This is a genomic window from Pseudomonas sp. MD330_10 (genome assembly GCF_042610415.1).
In the GTDB taxonomy this organism is placed as follows: domain Bacteria; phylum Pseudomonadota; class Gammaproteobacteria; order Pseudomonadales; family Pseudomonadaceae; genus Aquipseudomonas; species Aquipseudomonas rhodesiae.
Window position 1 is genome coordinate 121,366 of the sequence record NZ_JBHGZU010000010.1, and the last position, 18,824, is coordinate 140,189.

An 18,824-nucleotide genomic window follows, 5' to 3' on the forward strand; every position below is an offset into this window, starting at 1 on the left:
CTGAATCGAGTAGAGGTATCCCATGGTTATCTGGTTATTGGCGGGTTTCGTAGCGGCGCTTGCCCTGGCGTATCGACAAGCGGCGGCGGCCCAGTGGTTGGGGGGCAGCCTGGTGTGGCTGGCATTTGGTTACCTGTTCTCCGTGGTCGCCGGTGTTGGCGTCACGGTCGCGGCGCTGCTGGTGGTGGCGCCCGCGCTGCTGATGACGATCAAGCCCTTGCGCCGCGCGCTGTTGACCAGCAAAGCCCTCGGCCTGTTTCGTACGATCATGCCGGCCATGTCTGATACCGAGCGCGCAGCCATCGAGTCCGGCACGGTGTGGTGGGACGCCGAACTATTCAGCGGCAAGCCCAACTGGCAGCGGCTGTTACAGGCCGCTCCGGCCAGCCTGAGTGCCGAGGAACAGGCGTTTCTCGATAACGAAGTGGAAACCCTGTGCGACATCGCCAACGATTGGGAAACCACCCAGGTCTGGCAAGACATGTCGCCCGAAGGCTGGCAGTACACAAAGAGCGCCGGGTTTCTCGGCATGATCATTCCCAAGCAATACGGCGGCAAAGGCTTCTCCCATTACGCCCAATCCCAAGTGGTGATGAAGTTGTCCACCCGTTGCTCGGCGGCGGCGATTTCGGTGATGGTGCCCAACTCCCTGGGCCCGGCCGAACTGCTGCTGCATTACGGCACCGAGGCGCAGCGCAATTATTACCTGCCGCGCCTGGCCCGTGGCGAAGACATCCCGTGCTTCGCCCTGACCAGCCCCTATGCCGGCTCCGATGCCGGGGCGATTCCCGATGTGGGCATCGTCTGCAAAGGCGTGCATGAAGGGCAGGAGGTGTTGGGCTTTCGCGTAACCTGGGACAAGCGCTACATCACCCTCGGCCCGATCGCCACGGTGCTGGGCCTGGCATTCCGCGCCGAAGACCCGGACGGCCTGCTCGGCGCGGCCGGCTCCCTGGGCATCACCTGTGCGTTGATTCCCACCGCCCACCCCGGCGTCAACAGCGGCCGGCGGCACTGGCCGCTTAACGCGGTGTTCCAGAACGGCCCGACCACCGGCAAAGACGTATTTATCCCACTGGATTGGGTGATCGGCGGCCGCGAGCAGGTTGGCAATGGCTGGCGCATGTTAATGGAATGCCTGGCCGCCGGCCGCGCGATTTCCCTGCCGTCGGCCAACGTCGGCCTGGGCAAGGTGGCGGTACGGGGAACGACGGCCTACGCCGCCATGCGTAAACAGTTCGGCCTGCCCATCGGCAAGTTCGAAGGGGTGCAGGCGCCGCTGGCGCGCATGGCCGGGCATTTGTATGCCTGCGACGCGGTGCGCAAAGTCTCGGTGGCGTCCCTGGATGCTGGTGAGAAACCCTCGGTGATCTCGGCCATCGCCAAGTACCACGTTACCGAGCGGGCGCGGATGATCGTCAACGACGGCATGGACATCGTCGCCGGCAAGGGCATCTGCATGGGCCCCAATAACTTCCTGGCCCGCGCCTATCAGCAAAGCCCCATCGCCATCACCGTGGAAGGCGCGAACATCATGACGCGCTGCCTGATTATCTTTGGCCAGGGCCTGATCCGTTGCCACCCCTATGTGTTCCGCGAGATGGAAGCGGCGCGCAACCCGGACCGGCGCCAGGCCCTGGAAGCCTTCGACAGCGCCATGTTCGGCCACGTGAGTTTTGTGCTGGCCAATACCGTACGCGCGGCGGTGCATGCACTGACCGGTGGCAAGCTGATTGCCGCACCGGCCAAGACCGAACCGGCGCTGGCGTCCTACTACCGCCAGGCCAATCGGCTGTCGGTGGTGTTGGCGTTGATCTCGGATATCTCCATGGGCGTGCTGGGCGGTGCGCTCAAACGCAAGGAAAGCCTGACCGGGCGCCTGGGGGATGTGCTGTCGCAGCTGTACATCTTGTCCTGCGTGCTTAAACGCTTTGAGGACGATGGCCGGCCCCAGGCGGACCTGCCGCTGGTGCATTGGTCGGCCCAGGACGCGTTGCTGCGTGCCCATGAAGCCCTGGCCGAAGTGCTCGACAATTACCCCTCCAAAACCGCCGCGCGTGTGCTGCGGGCCTTGAGTTTTCCCTTCGGTCTGCCCTTGCGCAAACCGTCGGACCGCTTGTTGGCCGACGTCGCCGATGCGGTGCAGACCCCCGGTGCCACCCGCGACCGCTTGCTGGCCGATTCCTACATCCCGCGCCCGGAAATCGACAAGCTGGCCTACGGCGAACTGGGTTTCCGTTTGCTGCCCCAGGTCGAGCTGATCGAAGCGCGCCTCAAGCCGGCGATCAAGCAGGGCCTGCTCGAACCGCTGCCGGTATCGACCACTGCGTTTACCGCCTGGCGCATCAAGGCCCGGGCCCTGGACTTGATCAGCGACGACGAAGACACCTTGCTCGCCCGCTACGTGGAATACGCCGATCACGGCATCCAGGTGGATGACTTCCCTCAGGACTTCGGATTGTTGGAGGCGTTGCAGCAACGCAAGCAGGCGCTGGAACCGGTCGCCAAGCGTCGTACGGCCCAGGGCGAAAACGCCTCGGTCAACTAAGAAAACCCCGGTCAATGTAGGAGGGGGCTCGCCCCCGATAGCGGTGGTTCAGCCAATGAGCCGGTGTCGGATAGATCGCTATCGGGGGCAAGCCCCTCCCACATTGGATCGGGTTTACACGGTCAGAATGTGTTGAGAGTGATTGCTGATATGAGTGACAGCTACCTAACCTTCGTCAATTCCCCCTGGGGCCGTCGCCTGGCCCAGGCGGTGGGCTTGCCCCAGCCCTTGCCGCTGCAGCGCCATCGCAGTGGCCAGCAGGGCCTGGTCAATCCGGTGATCGTCGCCGGGGCAGGGCGCCTGACGGCCCAGGTGCAACGGATCTTTAGCGCCACCGACACGGTGGCCGCCACTGCGGCGACGCTCAAGGCGCCCTCCACGGTCAAGGTGCAGGGCGCGGTGTTCGATGCCAGCGGCGTGGCTAACCTGGAACAACTCGACGAGCTGTACGCGTTCTTCCACTGCAACGCCAGACGCCTCGGCCAGCACGCGCGGGTGGTGGTGCTCGGCACGGCGCCGGAGCACTGCGCGGACTTGCCCCAAGCCATCGCCCAGCGCGCCCTCGAAGGTCTGGTGCGGTCCCTGGCCAAGGAACTGCGCCGGGCCATCACCGTGCAGTTGCTGTACGTAGCGCCGGGGGCTGAAGACGCGCTAGACAGCAGCCTACGGTTTTTCCTGTCACGCCGTTCGGCCTATGTGTCGGGGCAGGTGGTGCGCGTGGAAGCCCCGGTGGATGGTCACGTCACGGTCAATTGGGATAAGCCGTTCGCCGGCCGCCGTGCGTTGGTTACCGGTGCGTCCCGCGGCATCGGCCTGGCGATCGCTCAAGTACTGGCTCGCGACGGCGCGCACGTGGTGTGCGTGGACGTGCCCCAGGCCCAGGCTGCGTTGCAAAAGGCCGCCGACTCTGTGAACGGTTCGGCATTACCGCTGGATATCACCGCGCCCGACGCCGCCTCATCGTTGCAGGCCCATGTCAGCCAGTACGGCGCCTTCGATGTGGTGGTGCATAACGCCGGGATCACCCGCGATAAAACCATCGCCAAGATGAGCGAAGCGGCGTGGCAGAGTGTGCTGGCGGTCAACCTGCAAGCGCCGCTGTGCCTGAGCAATGCGTTGCTGGACGGCCAGGGCCTGAATGCGGGCGGGCGCATTGTGTGCGTGTCGTCGATTTCCGGCATCGCCGGCAACCTCGGGCAAAGTAACTACGCCACTTCCAAGGCCGGGGTGATCGGCCTGGTGCAAGGGCTGGCGCCACGGGCGGCGACCCAGCAGGTTACGGTCAATGCCGTGGCGCCGGGCTTTATCGAGACGCAGATGACTGCCCGCATCCCGTTGATGATCCGCGAGGCGGGGCGGCGCATGAATTCGCTGTCCCAGGGCGGGCAGCCGATCGACGTGGCCGAAACCATTGCCTGGCTGGCCCATCCAGCGTCGGGTGGGGTTAACGGCCAAGTGGTGCGCGTCTGCGGCCAAAGCCTGTTGGGAGCCTGATGCCATGGACGACCTGACGCAGATCATCGACCCCCCGCCGTCACGCACGCGACTGCTGCTGGATGGTGTGCGCGCACTGCGCAAACCCAAGCTCGACGGCGCGCCGCTGCTGCCCAAGGCGCGCCTGGTGCGCCCGGCGGTGGAGCTGTCGGCTGAGGGTATCGCCGCGTATGGCCGCGCCTGCGGTTTTCGCCGTGAGCAGGGCGTGCCATTGACCTATCCCCATGTGCTGGCCTTTCCTTTGCACTTGATGCTGTTGACCCGCCCCAGTTTTCCGTACCCGGCCAGTGGCATGGTGCACTTGGCCAACCGTATCCGGCAGCATCAGCGCTTGCAGGAAGGCCAGGCGTTGCGGCTGGAAGTGTATGCCGAACGCTGGGTCGCGCACCCCAAGGGCCAGGCGCTGAGCATCGCCACCCGTGCCTATAGCGCTGGCGCACTGGTGTGGGAGGGCGACAGTCTGTATCTGCGCCGAGGCGTGGCCGATCCGGTCGGCGCGCCTTGGGACGAAGCGCTGGCGCTGCCTTCAGACAGTTTGGTACGCACTCAGAAGTGGCTGTTGCCGGCCGACCTGGGGCGACGGTTTGCCAAAGTCTCCGGGGACTTCAACCCGATCCACACCTCGGTGATCGGCGCCAGACTGTTCGGTTTTCGCCGCGCCATCGCCCACGGCATGTGGACCTTGGGCCGCGCGCTCGCCGCCCAGCAACCGCCGGGTGGCCTGGAGCACGCCGAGGTGCAGTGCGAATTCAAGTTGCCGATCCTGTTGCCCGGCCAGGTTGCGCTGTGGAACTTACCCGCCAGCGGCCCGCGTCGCGCCTTCGAAGTGCGCAACGGTGCGGGCGACAAGCCCCATCTGCGCGGTCTGCTGTCCCTCAATGAGAACCTTCAATGAGTCACTACAGTTTTAACCCGGCGCCGACCCGTCGCGTGGCGATCATCGGCGGCAATCGTATTCCGTTCGCCCGTTCCAACACCGTGTACGCCCACGACAGCAACCAGGATTTGCTGGTGGCGGCGCTGCAGGGCTTGGTAGACCGCTACAACCTGCACGGCCAGCGCTTGGGCGAGTTCGCCGCCGGTGCGGTGATCAAGCATTCGCGGGATTTCAACCTGGCGCGCGAGTCGTTGCTGTCTACCACGTTGTCGCCCGAAACCCCGGCCTACGACGTGCAGCAAGCCTGCGGCACGGGGCTGGAAGCGGCGTTGCTGGTGGCCAATAAAATCGCCCTTGGCCAGATCGAAGTGGGTGTCGCCGGGGGCGCCGACACCACCTCCGACGCACCCATCGGCATCAACGAGTCCCTGCGTCACACCTTGCTGGCGGCCAACCGCGCCAAGGGCTTGGGCGACAAGCTCAAGACGCTGCTCAAGGTGCGCCCATCGATGTTTTTCAAGCCGCTGCTGCCGCGCAACGGTGAGCCGCGCACCGGCCTGTCTATGGGCGAGCACTGCGAAGAAATGGCCAAGCGCTGGCAGATCAAACGCCTGGCCCAGGACGAACTGACCCTTACCAGTCACCAGCGCCTGGCAGCGGCGTACCAGCGCGGTTTCTTCGACGACCTGATCAGCCCCCATCGTGGCCTGGCCCGGGATAACAACCTGCGTGCCGACGCCAGCCTGGAAAAACTCGCCGGCTTGTCCCCCGCCTATGACCGCCAGAACGGCACGCTTACCGCCGGCAATTCCACGCCGCTCACCGATGGCGCCTCGGTGGTGCTGCTGGCCAGCGAAGCCTGGGCGGCCGAGCACGGTTGGCCGGTGCTGGCCTACCTGCGCACCGGCGAGACGGCGGCGGTGAATTTTGTCGACGGCAGTGAAGGCTTGCTGATGGCGCCGGCCTACGCGGTGCCGCGCATGTTGCAACGTGAAGGCTTGAGCTTTGCCGACTTCGATTTCTTCGAGATCCACGAAGCGTTCGCCGCCCAGGTGCTGTGTACGCTCAAAGCCTGGGAAGACCCCGACTACTGCCGCGAGCGGCTAGGCTTGGCGGCACCGCTGGGAGCAATCGAGCGGGCCAAGATGAATGTCAACGGCGGCTCCCTCGGCTGCGGTCACCCGTTCGCTGCTACCGGCGGCCGGCAGTTGGCGGCGCTGGCCAAGGCGATCCATGAACGCGGTGGCGGTCGTGGCCTGATTTCAATCTGCGCCGCCGGCGGGCTGGGCATTACCGCCATCGTCGAAAAATAGCGCTGTCAAAAACAACAACAAGGAGACTGCCATGAACGCTATCAGCCTGGAGCAACGCGAACGCATCTGGTTGGACGCTTATCTGCCCGGCGTTCCGGCGGATATCGACGCCGGCATCGAAGACTACCCGTCGCTGCGTGAGGTGTTCCTGGAACACCTGGAAAAATTCCGTGAGCGTATCGCCTACGTCAGCATCGGCACCGAAATGACCTACGCCGACTGGCAGGTACAAGGCTTTGCGTTCGCTGCCTGGCTGCAGGAACAGGGCGTGCAGCGCGGCGACCGCGTGGCGCTGATGATGCCCAATTGCTTGCAGTACCCGATCTGTTTGCTCGGCACGATCCTGGCGGGGGCGGTGGTGGTCAACGTCAACCCGTTGTACACCGCCCATGAGCTCAAACATTTGCTCAAGGACAGCGGCGCCGAAACCGTGGTGATCTTCGAAAATTTCGCCCACACCCTGGAAAAAGTCATCGAAGGCAGCAGCGTCAAACGCGTGGTAATCGCCGCCATCGGCGACCTGCTCGGCACCTTTAAGGGGGCGGCGATGAACTTCATCCTGCGCTCCGTGCAAAAGCAGGTTCCGGCCTTCAACCTGCGCGGCTCGGTGCGCTTCAATCAAGCGTTGAAACAGGGCCGGGCGCTTTACCCGCAGCCGGTGGTCATGCAACTGGATGATCTGGCGTTTCTGCAATACACCGGCGGCACCACGGGGGATGCCAAGGGCGTGATGCTCAGCCATCGCAACATCATCGCCAACCTGTTGCAGGCCAAGGCGTGGGTCGGGGACCAGTTGGATCAGGACAAGCAGGAAACCAACGTGACCTTGCTGCCGCTGTACCACATCTTTTCCCTGACGGTGAACTGCCTGATGTTTATGTGCCTGGGCGGGCGCAATATCCTGATCGCCAACCCACGGGACGTGAAGCGAGTGCAGATGATCCTGCGCAAGGAGCGCTTCAACGGCATTGCCGGGGTCAACACGCTGTTCAACGGGTTGCTGGAGAACCCGGAATTCTGCGCGCGGGACTTCTCCGATCTGCGCATGGTCATCGCCGGCGGCATGGCCACGCACACCGCAGTCGCCAAGCGCTGGAAGGAAGTCACCGGGCTGCCGATCATCGAAGGCTACGGCCTGACCGAGTGTTCGCCGGTAGTGAGCATCAGCCCCATCGATATTTCGCGCATGCGCGAGATGGAATTCACCGGCAGCATCGGCGTGCCCTTGCCTTCCACCTGGGTGCGTTTTATGCGCGAGGACGGCGAAGTCGCCGATATCGGCGAACAGGGTGAGCTGCAAGTACGCGGCCCACAGGTGATGCAGGGCTACTGGAAGCGCCCCAAGGAAACCGCCGAAGTGCTGGATGCCGAGGGCTGGCTGGCCACCGGCGATATCGGCGTGATGGACGAGCGCGGCTATATCCGCCTGGTGGATCGTAAAAAAGACATGATCCTGGTCTCGGGCTTCAACGTGTACCCCAACGAAATCGAAGACGTGGTGGCCCTGCACCCCGGCGTGGCCGAAGTGGCGGCGATTGGCGTGGAAGACGGCGTGACCGGAGAGAAGGTCAAGATTGTCGTGGTGCGCAAAGATCCGAGCCTGACCCAGGAGCAAATCCTTGCCCACTGCCGGGAATACCTGACCGGCTACAAAGTGCCGCGTTACGTGGAATTCCGCACCACCGAACTGCCCAAGACCACCGTGGGCAAGGTCCTGCGCCGCGCCTTGCGCTGATGTCAATGTATGCAGCTGATCTAAAGGTGTGAGGGGGCTTGCCCCCGATGGCGGAGTGTCAGCTTGTGTCTTTTTTAGCTGATGCACCGCTATCGGGGGGCAAGCCCCCTCCCACCTTTGATAGCCATTCCGGGCGATGTGGTATCAGCTGACACTCCGAGGTGCCTGGATGTGGGGCCGCTTCGCAGCCCAGCGCAGGGCAAGCCTGCTCGCCAATGTAAATGTATGCAGCTGATCTAAAGGTGGGAGGGGGCTTGCCCCCGATGGCGGAGTGTCAGCCTGTGGTTTTTTAGCTGATGCACCGCTATCGGGGGCAAGCCCCCTCGCACCTTTGATAGCCATTCCAGGCGATGTGGTTTCAGCTGACTCTCCGAGGTGCCTGGGTGTGGGGCCGCTTCGCGGCCCAGCGCAGGGCAAGCCTGCTCGCTGATGTCAATGTATGCAGTTGATCTAAAGGTGGGAGGGGGCTTGCCCCCGATGGCGGAGTTTCAGCCGGTGTGTTTTTTTACTGATGCACCGCTATCGGGGGCAAACCCCCTCGCACCTTTGATAGCCATTCCAGGCGATGTGGTTTCAGCTGACACGCCGAGGTGCCTGGGTGTGGGGCCGGTTCGCGGCCCAGCGCAGGGCAAGCCGGCTCACCACAGAATTATTTGTCAGCTTTTAGGATTTGCGTTGTGTGTCAGACCGCGCTCACGTTGACCCAGCGTTCCTCGCGGGCCGCCAGGCGAATCGCGGTCGCCAGCCGCTCCACGGCCCACGCCGCTTCAAAGTCAGTGCCGTCCGCGCCCTGGCCGGCCACCGCCATGATCAGTTCCTGCACTTCCAGGGTTTTCAATTCGTTGTAGCCCAGTTGATGCCCCGCCGCCGGGCTGAAGGCCGCGTAACCGGGCAGGGCGGGGCCGGCCAGCAGGCGCTGGAAACCGTCCTGGCCGACGCGGTACAGGCGCAGTTCATTCAAACGTTCCTGATCGAACGCCAATGTGCCCTGTGTGCCGCTGATCTCAAAACTCAGATGGTTCTTATAACCGTGTTTGAGCCAACTGCTGCTCACTGTGCCGCGCGCGCCATTGGCGAAGCGCAGCAGGGCATGCACCTGATCGTCCACCGCGATGGCCTTGCGTTCGGCGCTGCCGCTGACCGCAGGGCGTTGGCTGTGGACGGTCTGGGTGTCGGCGCACACGCTGACGACATCGCCCACCAGATAACGCGCCATCGACAACAAGTGGCTGCCCAGGTCCGCCAGGGCGCCGCCGGCATGTTCGACTTCGCAGCGCCATGACCACGGCGACTGCGGGTCGGCCATAAAGTCTTCGCTGAATTCACCCTGGAAACTGATGATCTCGCCCAGCTCGCCGTTGGCAATCATCTGCCGCGCCAGGCCGATCATGGGGTTGTGCTGATAGTTGTAACCGACCCGCGTCACCACCCCGGCAGTGCTCGCCGCCCGGCGCATGGCGTCGGCCTGTTCAAGGCTGACGGCCAGAGGTTTTTCGCAGTACACCGCCTTACCGGCGGCAATCGCCGCCATGGCCATGGGGTAATGCAGGTGGTTGGGGGTGGTGATGGCCACCACGTCGACGGCGGGGTCGTCGATCAGCGCCTGCCAATCGCCGTGGGCCTGGGCAAAACCCCAGGCGCGCGCGCAGCGCTGGGCGCGTTCGGTGTCGGCATCGGCCAGGGCGGCTAGCTTGAGGTGCACCGGCAATTCGAATACCGCCCGGGCGTTATTGAACGCCAGGGCGTGGGCACGGCCCATAAAGCCTGTGCCGATCAAGCCGATTCCGAGTTCGCGCATAGCCTTTGTTCCTTTGGATTATTGTTGTGAGGAAGGCTATTAATGGAATAAAAATTCCCAAAATTCAATAGATGGAATAAAAATTCAGCATGCCCGCCACAATCAGCCTGACGAATGCGGCTATATTCACCGCATGGCCAAACGCCGCCAGTTAACAAAACATAACGTAGCACCGATTGTCAGACGATTCGAAAGCCCGATAGGATGGCGCCAGCTTCCACCAGGCGCTCTAGATTGCAGGTTTCAGAGCCCGGGATGGCAAGACCTAACAATAATAAATGGGAGAAAGGTCTATGAGTGAGCCTGTCATGGGTTGGGTTGTCTGCCGCCCACGCGCCGCACGCAGAGTTGCGTTGCTGGCCACAGCGCTCTCGCTGTTTGGCGCCGTTGCATGGCCGACTGCGGTCCAGGCCGCCAGCGATACCCCCGCCGCAGTGGTGTTTGCGATTGAATCCCCCAAGGCCGCCAAAGGCCTGATGATCGACGTGGTCCACGCCGGCAAACGCCTGGTGGCGGTCGGTGATCGCGGGCATATCCTCTATTCCGATGACCAGGGCGCCACCTGGGCCCAGGCCAAAGTCCCCACCCGGCAATTGCTCACCGCCGTGTTTTTCGTCGATGACAAACACGGCTGGGCCGTGGGCCACGATGCGCAGATCCTCGCCAGCACTGACGGCGGCGCCACTTGGACCCAGCAGTATCAAGACCTCAAGCGCGAAGCGCCGTTGCTCGACGTGTGGTTCAAGGACGCTAGCCACGGCTTGGCCGTCGGCGCCTACGGTGCGTTGCTGGAAACCAACGACGGCGGCAACACCTGGGAAGATGTCAGCGACCGCCTCGACAACGAAGACCAGTTTCACCTCAACGCCATCGCCGCCATCAAGGACGCCGGGCTGTTTATCGTCGGCGAGCAGGGCAGCATGTTCCGTTCCAGCGACGACGGCCAGACCTGGGAAAAACTCGAAGGCCCCTACGAGGGTTCGCTATTTGGTGTGATCGGCACCGTCCAGCCGCAAACGCTGCTGGCCTATGGCTTGCGCGGCAATCTTTACCGCTCCACGGATTTCGGCAGCACCTGGGAACAGGTCGAACTCAAGGCCGCGCGCGGAGCCCTGGAGTTCGGTTTATCGGGCGCCACATTGCTCGAAGATGGCTCGTTGGTGGTGGTGGGCAACGGTGGCAGCGTGGTGGTCAGCCACGACGACGGTCAGACCTTCAGCGTTTTCAACCGCCCGGACCGCATTTCCCTCTCGGCGGTGACCGCGGCCGGCAATGGCAACCTGATTCTGGCCGGGCAGGGCGGTGTGCGCGTCGCCCAGCCAACCGGCGCTGAACTCGAAAAACAATAAGAAGGCAGAGAAAGCATGAGCAGTCATCACAACGATAAAGCGACCTTTCTTGAGCGCCTGATTTTTAACAATCGCCCGGCGGTGATCGTGATCTGCCTATTGGTGAGTGCGTTCCTGTTCTGGCAAGCGACGTTGATTCGCCCGTCCACCAGCTTCGAAAAAATGATCCCCCTCAAGCACCCCTTCATCGAAAAGATGATGGAGCACCGCAACGACCTGGCCAACCTGGGCAACACGGTGCGTATCTCGGTGGAAGCCAAGGACGGTGACATTTTCACTAAGGAGTACATGGAGACTCTGCGGCAGATCAACGACGAGGTGTTCTATATCTCTGGCGTCGACCGCTCGGGTCTCAAGTCGCTGTGGAGCCCCAGCGTACGCTGGACCGAAGTGACCGAAGAAGGCTTCGCCGGTGGTGAGGTGATCCCGCAGAGCTACAACGGCTCGCCGCAAAGCCTCGACCAACTGCGCAACAACGTGCTCAAGTCCGGACAAGTCGGGCGTCTGGTGTCCAACGATTTCAAATCGAGCATCGTCGATATCCCGTTGTTGGAGTCGTACCCGGACCCGCAGGACCAGGGCAAATTGCTCGCCCTGGACTACCGCAAGTTCTCCCACGAACTCGAAGACAAGATCCGCGACAAGTTCGAAGCGCAGAACCCTAACGTCAAGATCCATATCGTCGGCTTTGCCAAGAAGGTCGGCGACCTGATCGACGGCCTGGTGATGGTGGTGATGTTCTTCGGCGTCGCGTTCGTCATCACCCTGGTGCTGTTGCTGTGGTTCACCAATTGCCTGCGCAGCACCATCGCGGTGTTGAGCACGACCCTGGTGGCGGTGATCTGGCAACTGGGGCTGATGCACTTTTTCGGCTTCGGGTTGGACCCGTATTCGATGCTGGTGCCGTTCCTGATCTTCGCTATCGGTATTTCCCACGGCGTGCAGAAGATCAACGGTATCGCCCTGCAATCCAGCGAGGCCGATAACGCGCTGACCGCGGCGCGCCGCACGTTCCGGCAGTTGTTCCTGCCGGGCATGATCGCGATCCTCGCCGACGCAGTGGGCTTCATCACCCTGCTGATCATCGACATCGGTGTGATCCGCGAACTGGCCATCGGCGCGTCCATCGGCGTGGCGGTGATCGTGTTCACCAACCTGATCCTGCTGCCGGTGGCGATCTCCTATGTCGGCATCAGCCGGCGCGCCATTGCCAAGAGCAAGAAAGACGCAAACCGCGAACATCCGTTCTGGCGCCTGCTGTCGAACTTTGCCAGCCCGAAAGTTGCACCGATCTCCATCGCCCTGGCGTTGGTCGCCTTTGGTGGCGGCCTCTGGTACAGCCAGAACCTCAAGATCGGCGACCTTGATCAAGGCGCGCCGGAGCTGCGCCCGGATTCGCGCTACAACAAAGACAACAACTTCATCATCAGCAACTACTCCACCAGCTCCGACGTGCTGGTGGTGATGGTCAAGACCAAGGCCGAAGGCTGTTCGCGTTATGAAGCCATGGCGCCTATCGACCAGTTGATGTGGAAGATGCAGAACACCGAGGGCGTGCAGTCGGCGATCTCGCTGGTGACCGTGTCCAAGCAGATGATCAAGGGCATGAACGAGGGCAACCTGAAATGGGAAACCCTGTCGCGCAACCCCGATGTACTGAACAACTCCATCGCCCGCGCCGACGGCCTGTACAACAACAATTGCTCCCTGGCGCCGGTGCTGGTGTTCCTCAACGACCACAAGGCCGAGACCCTCGACCGCGCAGTGCATGCGGTGCAGGAATTCGCCAAGGAAAACAACAAGGACGGCCTGGAATTTATCCTGGCCGCCGGTAACGCGGGGATCGAGGCGGCGACCAACGAGGTGATCAAGGAGTCGGAGCTGACCATCCTGATCCTGGTGTACCTGTGCGTGGCCACCATGTGCATGATCACCTTCCGTTCCTGGGCCGCGACTCTGTGCATCGTGCTGCCGCTGGTGCTGACGTCGGTGTTGGGCAACGCGCTGATGGCGTTTATGGGCATCGGCGTCAAAGTGGCGACCTTGCCGGTGGTCGCCCTGGGCGTGGGGATCGGCGTGGACTACGGCATCTACATCTACAGCCGCCTGGAAAGCTTCCTGCGTGCGGGGTTGCCGTTGCAGGAAGCTTATTACCAGACCCTCAAATCAACCGGTAAAGCCGTGCTGTTCACCGGCCTGTGCCTGGCGATCGGCGTGTGTACCTGGATCTTCTCGGCCATTAAGTTCCAGGCCGACATGGGCCTGATGCTCACCTTTATGCTGCTGTGGAACATGTTCGGTGCGCTGTGGCTGCTGCCGGCCCTGGCACGCTTCCTGATCAAGCCGGAGAAACTGGCCGGCCAGAAGGGCAACTCACTGTTCGCCCACTGACCGGTGCGCGGCCCGTGCTTCAGGCACGGGTCGCCGCAGGCGGTGCGATGGCCAGGAACAAGCGGTCGAGCGGCGGGGTGATGCGCACATACAAAATGCTGCGCAGCGGCACCGCCCCCGGCTCGCTATGTTCAAGCAAGCGCGCTTGTACTGGAGCCTTCAACAAGTCTTTTTGCGTGTACTTGCGCTGTTCGGGCAGTTTCAGGTGCGCACGGGTGTATTCGGCTGCCGGTGCGGTGGCGGTGGCGTAGTGAAAGTGCGCGTACCACAACACTTGCGGCGGTTTCTGGGCCTTGTCATACACCGCGTACTCCGTGAAAAAATCCCCGCTCAAGGTGGGCCGCTGCGGGTCGGCCAGGCTGGTCAAGTTGATATCGATCTGTTGGTGGCGCCATAGGTAATCGATGCCGTCCAGGCTCGGCCATTGTTTTTTATACGCCGCGCTGCAGCGTTGCTCCGCTGTACGGCGCATATCCCGTGCATGGTTGCGAAACTCCTCGGCCAGGTCCATGGCGCTGGTTTGGTTGGCATGCTCCCCAGCCAGCGCGTCGGCCACCCCATCGAGTTGGCGCGCCTGGGTGTCGAGCCAATGGTCCCAGTCCGCCGGGTCGATGGATTGTCGGGTGCGTGGGTCGTCGAGCTTGAGCTGCTGGGCGTCGATGGTGCGCTCAATCGCCGCGCGTTGACGGATCAGCCCACGGCCTTCTTCGCGCAGGGTGGCGAAGGACGGCTTGGGTGGGGTGATTACAGCCGGCGCCTCAGGGGTTTCAAGCACCTGGGCCCAGCCGTCGGACGTGGCTTCGAAGGTGCTGATGGGGCTGCCGGTAAAGCTGTCGGTGATGGTCAGCTGTTCCTGCTGTCGAGTGCCGCGCGTCACCTCGCCGACCCGGTAGTGACGCTTGCGGGTTTTGAACACACGGCTTGTGGCGGGCTTGCTGCGCAGGGTTTTCGCCAGCGACACGCTCACGGCCAGGGCTTCCTGGGCGCGAACGACGTTTTCCAGCTCGGTCTGGGCCAGGGTCTGTGCGTGATCCAGACGCTGGACAAACCGCTCGACGATGCTGGCGTTCAAGCGCGCGGGGTTGATGGCCTTCAGCGCCTGCACGCCGTTGGCGTAGCTGCGGTAGCTGTCCAGCAGGCTTTCATACAGGTTGCGTTGATCGTCCAGGGCGAAGCCTTCGCTGCTGCGCACGCTGATGTGCGACTGCACGGCCTGATGGATATCGAGGCGGTCCAGGCGCTCCACATACAGGGCCTCCTGGGGCGGCAAGTGTTCACCCGTATCGACGATGACCACGCTCGCCAGCGACGACAGCGCACGCAGGCGCATGTTCTCGCCGAAGAAATTCTGCGGCTCGACGATCAGTGCCAGCAACTTCTGACGGATTGCGCGCCCGGCGGCGGAGTCTTGCTCCAAACGTTCCAGGGTGTCCTCCAGCGCGGTGGCGGTGATAGCCAGCCGATCGAGCGCATCGGCCATGTCGATGCTGCGGGCGACGTGTTCGTTATAGGCGTTCAGGTTACCGAAGGCGCGCTCGACCACCATGCGCCGTTCGACCTGGGCCATGGGTTCACCGCGGTCGGAAAACAGCAAGGCATTGGCCCAGTTGCGCTGGTAGTGATGCAGGGAAAACTGCTGGTTCCACAGGGTTTCGAGCACTTTGGCGCGGTCTTGCACATGCACGCCGGCACCGCCCACCTGTTCCAACTGTTGCCCGACGCTCACCAGTTCTTGGCGCAGGCGGACGCTCTCGTCCAGTCGTTCGCTCAGGCGCTCCAGCAGAATCTCGAACTGCGCGCGCAGCGTGCTGTGGCGTTGCACCTCCAGCCCATGGCGTTGCCGCAGCGCGGGTTTTTGCTGCTCGCTGGCTTTGTTCAGCAGGTTCCAGGTCAGCTTCAGCACACGGCTCTGGTCGGCCAGGCGTTTGTCGGCGTCGGCCAGGCTGTCCAGCGCCTGCTCCAATGGGCGCATCAGCGGTGGGATATCGGCGCTTAAGGTTTGCAGGCGTTCCACCAGCGCCTCTTTGCGGCGTCGGCTTTCCTCGCGCAACGCCGCGATGCGCTTGGGCCCGCCCCCTTCGAGTTTGAGCCCGCGATCCAGGCGCCAGTGGCCCTGACCGTCGGTCTTGAGCTTGATGCCGGGGTGCTCGGGCTTCTCGGGATGGATGATGTACACCTCGCCAAAGCCCGGCACTATCGACACTTCAAACAACAGCCCGCCGACCGAGGCGTGCCAGCGTCCGTCGATGTTGAACAAGCCCTTAAGCGCGCCACTGTCCATGGCTTTCGGGGTGGGTTGCGGCCAGGGTTTGTGCACGCTCAGCAGCTTGTCCAACAGACGCCCGGCGGCGCTGTCGCTGGCCAGGGAGCGGTCGAAGTCCAGCAGGGTGCGCCCACCGCCGGGCGGCTCGGCAGGCAGGCCCACCGTGCCGCGGCGAATATCCGCCTGGCGGATGCGCAGCGGTTGGCTCAGGGGCCGACGCAGGGGCAGGCGGGCCTGTGTTTGTGCGTGCCGTGTCGCCTCAATCGGCGTATCACCCGCCTGGGCCTGGTGCATCAGCACCATGGCGATGTTGAGCAACAGATCGACCCAGGCCAATTCCCGCGCCACCGGATCGGCGCTTTGCAGGTTCGGCAGGTCTTGCCTGAGGCCCTGCATCATTTGCAGCATCCAGCCCACCACGGCCAGCGGTCCACGGGCTACCACCAGCAGGGTGTTGAAGCCCAGTTGCACGCCTTCGAGCAGCAGCGCCCAGCGGCTTTCGCTGTTGGAGGTGGACTCGCGCTCGGCCAGTTCCACCAATTGCCGGGCTTCGGCGCCGAACAGGTATTCCAGCAGCCGATTATTGTTGAGGAACAGGCGCATTTCATCCGCGCTCTCGTCGTCGGCCTCGGCGAGGGTCGCCGGGCTCGGACGACTGGGCAATACGTCGAACTCCGAGCCCTGGTAGAAACGGATGATATGGGGCTCCAGAAAGCCGCCATTGCTGTAGATCGCCCGCGCGCTGTCGGGCAGCCAGGTCAGCACACTGTCTTGCAGCGGGCCGGGACGCGTGATGGCGCTCAGTAACTGTGCGCGGCTAGGGAACTCCAACAGCGCCGGCTGATAGGCCGGACGGTAGAGCAGGTGCGGACCTTCCTGGCCGTTGCGCGCTTCGATGATGAACATGTTGGGGACCGTGTCGGCCTGGGCGTCGGCTTTTCGCTTGAAGGCCAGCGGGCGCATGATGATTTCAGTGCCTTGCATCCAACGCTGCGCACGGCTTGCGCCCAGCACCGCACACACATAGCGCACGCCGCGCCGGGTCAGCCCGGCCTCACCCTTGATCAAGGCTTCCAGGGCTTGCAGTTTGAGCCGCACCGGATGCTGCTGGATAAACAACTGCTGACGTCGCTGTGCCTGCGCATTGGGCGCCAGCAATTGTTCGCGCAGGTAAGCGGGGTAGGTACGGCCGATGTCCACCTGTTGCACTAGGCGCATCAGGTAGTCCGGCGTCAGCCAGGCTTCGATGGGCCGCCCGGAGCGGTGATGCAGGGTGACGCTGCCGCTGGGTTTGCCGCAGAGGTTTTTCAGCGCCAGGTCCACCTGGCTCAGGGTCACCGGTTGCACATAGCCGCTTTGCAGAGTGCCGACGGACACCGCAAAGGTCAGTTGCAGGTCTTCGGCGCGATAGGCCAGCGCGGACTCGTCGGTGCAGCGGTCCTGGCGCTCGAGCGCCGCATTGCGCGCCTGGCACAGTTGCGGGTTCAGGCGGCGGGCGGCAAAGCGGCGGATATCGTCGATGCCGTCCAGGTAGCCCGCACCGTCGTTGAGGCGACGCAGGCTGGCCTGCTCCAGCAGGCATTGGCGATAGCTGAAGCGCTCGGTGGCCGAGGCGTTTTTCAGCCAGGCGGGCAATGCGCTGTCAACGGCGTCGAGGGGCTGCGCCGGCGTGGTTGGCGCGCTGATAAAGCCAGGCGCCAGGTCGGTGAGGGCGGCCACTTGGCTTTCCAAATCGGCCAACGTGCTATGGGCGGGCAGGCGCAACGCCGCCAGATCGTCCAATTGCCGGTTGAGCAGCAGCGCGGCTTGTAGCTCGAAGATGTCGCCGTCGGGCTCGTACTGGCGCCAGGTGATCCGGTCGGCGAGGTAGCGCGCTTCCAGGCGCTCGCCCCACGCCTGCCCGAAGGCTTGCAAACTGGCGAAGGCTTCCACGGTGCCGGGCAGGCTATACAGCCAGACGCGTTCGCCGCTGACGATCAACAGCTCGCTGCATTGCAGGGTAAGCCGGGTCTGGCCGCGTACCAACAGGGCTTCCAGGGTATAGGCATACACCCTGTTGTCCGGGGCGGTTTGCTGGCGGCGCGCTTCGCGTGCCGGGTAGCGCGCCAGGGCGGTGAGGGCCTGGAGCTGCTCGTGGTCGCTGGTCGATTGGCTGATCGCACACTGGCGAAACAGGCTGTGCAGCACTTCGCTAAGACATTGCCAGTGGCTGATGCCGGCGCTGTCGACCTCATCCCAGAAGCTGCTTAGCGCGGTTTGCAATGTCGCCGGCAGCAGGGTTGGCAGCTCGCGGATGATGCGTTGCAGGTCGTTCAGGGGGACGGCGGGTTCGGTCAAGCGGTTGCCGCTGGCATCGCTCAGGTAGGCGTCGAGTCCGGCGCGGGTGGCGAGGTCGGGCAGGGTGCCGTTGGCCAGGTAGGTCAGGGCCATTTGCAGCACAGAGGGCAAGGCGCGGCCGCCACCGTCGCGTGGGTGGGCCAGGTATAGCTCGGACAGTGGCCGGGTCAGGGGCGGGCTGAGTTCTTTGAGGCTGTCGCTCAGTCGCTGCGCGGTGGCCGAGCGCAGGGTCGGCCGCGCCTGGAAGCGCGCCTGTACGGCGTGCGCGAGGATCAGGTGATCGGGGCTGGGCATGGGGGGAGTCCTTTCTTGATTCTTGATTCTTGATTCTTGATTCTTGATTCTTGATGGGAGGGCGATGCTTACGGCGCCAGCGGCAGAAACCAACGCTCGGCCAGGGCCTTGCCGATCAAGCCGCGGTGTACGTTCACCACCGCCTGAGGGCTTTGCGTTTTGGCCAGCAGCGAGTAGTAGCTTTGCTTCTGCTGGGCTTTGGTTTTCAGGTGCGCGACGCTGTAGTCGGCCTTGGGCGAGTCGTGTTTGGGGTAATGGAAGTGCGCGTACCACAGCGGTGCGCCATTGAGGTCGGTGACGGCGTATTCCTGGATAAAATCGCGCCGCTCGCCGCTCAGTGGCACACGCTCGCTGTAGCGCGCGATGGCCACTTGTTTCTGCGCGAGCAGGTATTCCAGGTTGCCGTGGGTGGGGGGCAATTCCAG

At 63.4% G+C, this 18,824-nt stretch carries 10 protein-coding genes; 7 read left to right on the top strand and 3 right to left on the bottom strand.

Going from position 1 to position 18,824, the window contains the following annotated elements; all coding sequences use genetic code 11:
• Positions 1–22: 22 nt before the first annotated feature.
• The 5 genes from ACFZPT_RS17345 to ACFZPT_RS17365 all read left to right on the top strand — a co-directional run bounded on the left by ACFZPT_RS17345 (position 23) and on the right by ACFZPT_RS17365 (position 7,967).
• Entirely contained in the window at positions 23–2,548 is a 2,526-nt protein-coding gene (locus ACFZPT_RS17345) for an acyl-CoA dehydrogenase (RefSeq protein WP_379555537.1), read from the top strand.
• A 150-nt stretch (positions 2,549–2,698) separates the two neighbouring features.
• Positions 2,699–4,042: a 3-oxoacyl-ACP reductase gene (locus ACFZPT_RS17350; protein ID WP_034113919.1), complete on the top strand. Its 1,344-nt coding sequence runs from the start codon at positions 2,699–2,701 to the stop codon at positions 4,040–4,042.
• A 4-nt stretch (positions 4,043–4,046) separates the two neighbouring features.
• Complete coding sequence (locus ACFZPT_RS17355) at positions 4,047–4,937, top strand: MaoC/PaaZ C-terminal domain-containing protein (RefSeq protein ID WP_099311711.1); 891 nt, start codon at positions 4,047–4,049, stop codon at positions 4,935–4,937.
• Positions 4,934–6,232 (top strand): acetyl-CoA C-acetyltransferase, encoded by a 1,299-nt coding sequence (locus ACFZPT_RS17360; protein WP_034098256.1) that lies wholly within the window; start codon positions 4,934–4,936, stop codon positions 6,230–6,232. Before ACFZPT_RS17355 ends, ACFZPT_RS17360 begins: the two co-directional genes overlap by 4 nt.
• 31 nt (positions 6,233–6,263) lie before the next feature.
• The gene (locus ACFZPT_RS17365) at positions 6,264–7,967 is read left to right on the top strand and encodes an AMP-binding protein (RefSeq protein WP_034113916.1); all 1,704 of its coding nucleotides are present in this window, start codon (positions 6,264–6,266) and stop codon (positions 7,965–7,967) included.
• Positions 7,968–8,649: 682 nt separating this feature from the next.
• Here ACFZPT_RS17365 and ACFZPT_RS17370 read toward each other — a convergent pair.
• Entirely contained in the window at positions 8,650–9,765 is a 1,116-nt protein-coding gene (locus ACFZPT_RS17370; RefSeq protein ID WP_034113915.1) for a Gfo/Idh/MocA family protein, read from the bottom strand.
• A 308-nt stretch (positions 9,766–10,073) separates the two neighbouring features.
• Here ACFZPT_RS17370 and ACFZPT_RS17375 point away from each other — a divergent pair, with 308 nt between their 5' ends.
• The gene (locus tag ACFZPT_RS17375; protein ID WP_034113913.1) at positions 10,074–11,114 is read left to right on the top strand and encodes a YCF48-related protein; all 1,041 of its coding nucleotides are present in this window, start codon (positions 10,074–10,076) and stop codon (positions 11,112–11,114) included.
• 15 nt (positions 11,115–11,129) lie between these two features.
• Positions 11,130–13,505 (top strand): RND family transporter, encoded by a 2,376-nt coding sequence (locus ACFZPT_RS17380; protein ID WP_034113911.1) that lies wholly within the window; start codon positions 11,130–11,132, stop codon positions 13,503–13,505.
• A gap of 19 nt (positions 13,506–13,524) precedes the next feature.
• On the opposite strand, the gene ACFZPT_RS17385 is transcribed toward ACFZPT_RS17380, so the two are convergent.
• Both ACFZPT_RS17385 and ACFZPT_RS17390 read right to left on the bottom strand, forming a co-directional pair.
• Entirely contained in the window at positions 13,525–18,399 is a 4,875-nt protein-coding gene (locus ACFZPT_RS17385) for a dermonecrotic toxin domain-containing protein (protein WP_034113909.1), read from the bottom strand.
• Between the two features lie 68 nt (positions 18,400–18,467).
• Positions 18,468–18,818: a hypothetical protein gene (locus ACFZPT_RS17390; protein WP_143506395.1), complete on the bottom strand. Its 351-nt coding sequence runs from the start codon at positions 18,816–18,818 to the stop codon at positions 18,468–18,470.
• Positions 18,819–18,824 lie beyond the last annotated feature (6 nt).

Excerpts from the sequence above, each read along its gene's own strand:
- ACFZPT_RS17350 (WP_034113919.1), top strand. The coding sequence starts at position 2,699 with ATGAGTGACAGCTACCTAACCTTCGTCAATTCCCCCTGGGGCCGTCGC.
- ACFZPT_RS17380 (WP_034113911.1), top strand. The coding sequence starts at position 11,130 with ATGAGCAGTCATCACAACGATAAAGCGACCTTTCTTGAGCGCCTGATT.
- ACFZPT_RS17375 (WP_034113913.1), top strand. The coding sequence starts at position 10,074 with ATGGGTTGGGTTGTCTGCCGCCCACGCGCCGCACGCAGAGTTGCGTTG.
- ACFZPT_RS17345 (WP_379555537.1), top strand. The coding sequence starts at position 23 with ATGGTTATCTGGTTATTGGCGGGTTTCGTAGCGGCGCTTGCCCTGGCG.
- ACFZPT_RS17370 (WP_034113915.1), bottom strand. The coding sequence starts at position 9,765 with ATGCGCGAACTCGGAATCGGCTTGATCGGCACAGGCTTTATGGGCCGT.
- ACFZPT_RS17385 (WP_034113909.1), bottom strand. The coding sequence starts at position 18,399 with ATGCCCAGCCCCGATCACCTGATCCTCGCGCACGCCGTACAGGCGCGC.
- ACFZPT_RS17360 (WP_034098256.1), top strand. The coding sequence starts at position 4,934 with ATGAGTCACTACAGTTTTAACCCGGCGCCGACCCGTCGCGTGGCGATC.
- ACFZPT_RS17355 (WP_099311711.1), top strand. The coding sequence starts at position 4,047 with ATGGACGACCTGACGCAGATCATCGACCCCCCGCCGTCACGCACGCGA.
- ACFZPT_RS17365 (WP_034113916.1), top strand. The coding sequence starts at position 6,264 with ATGAACGCTATCAGCCTGGAGCAACGCGAACGCATCTGGTTGGACGCT.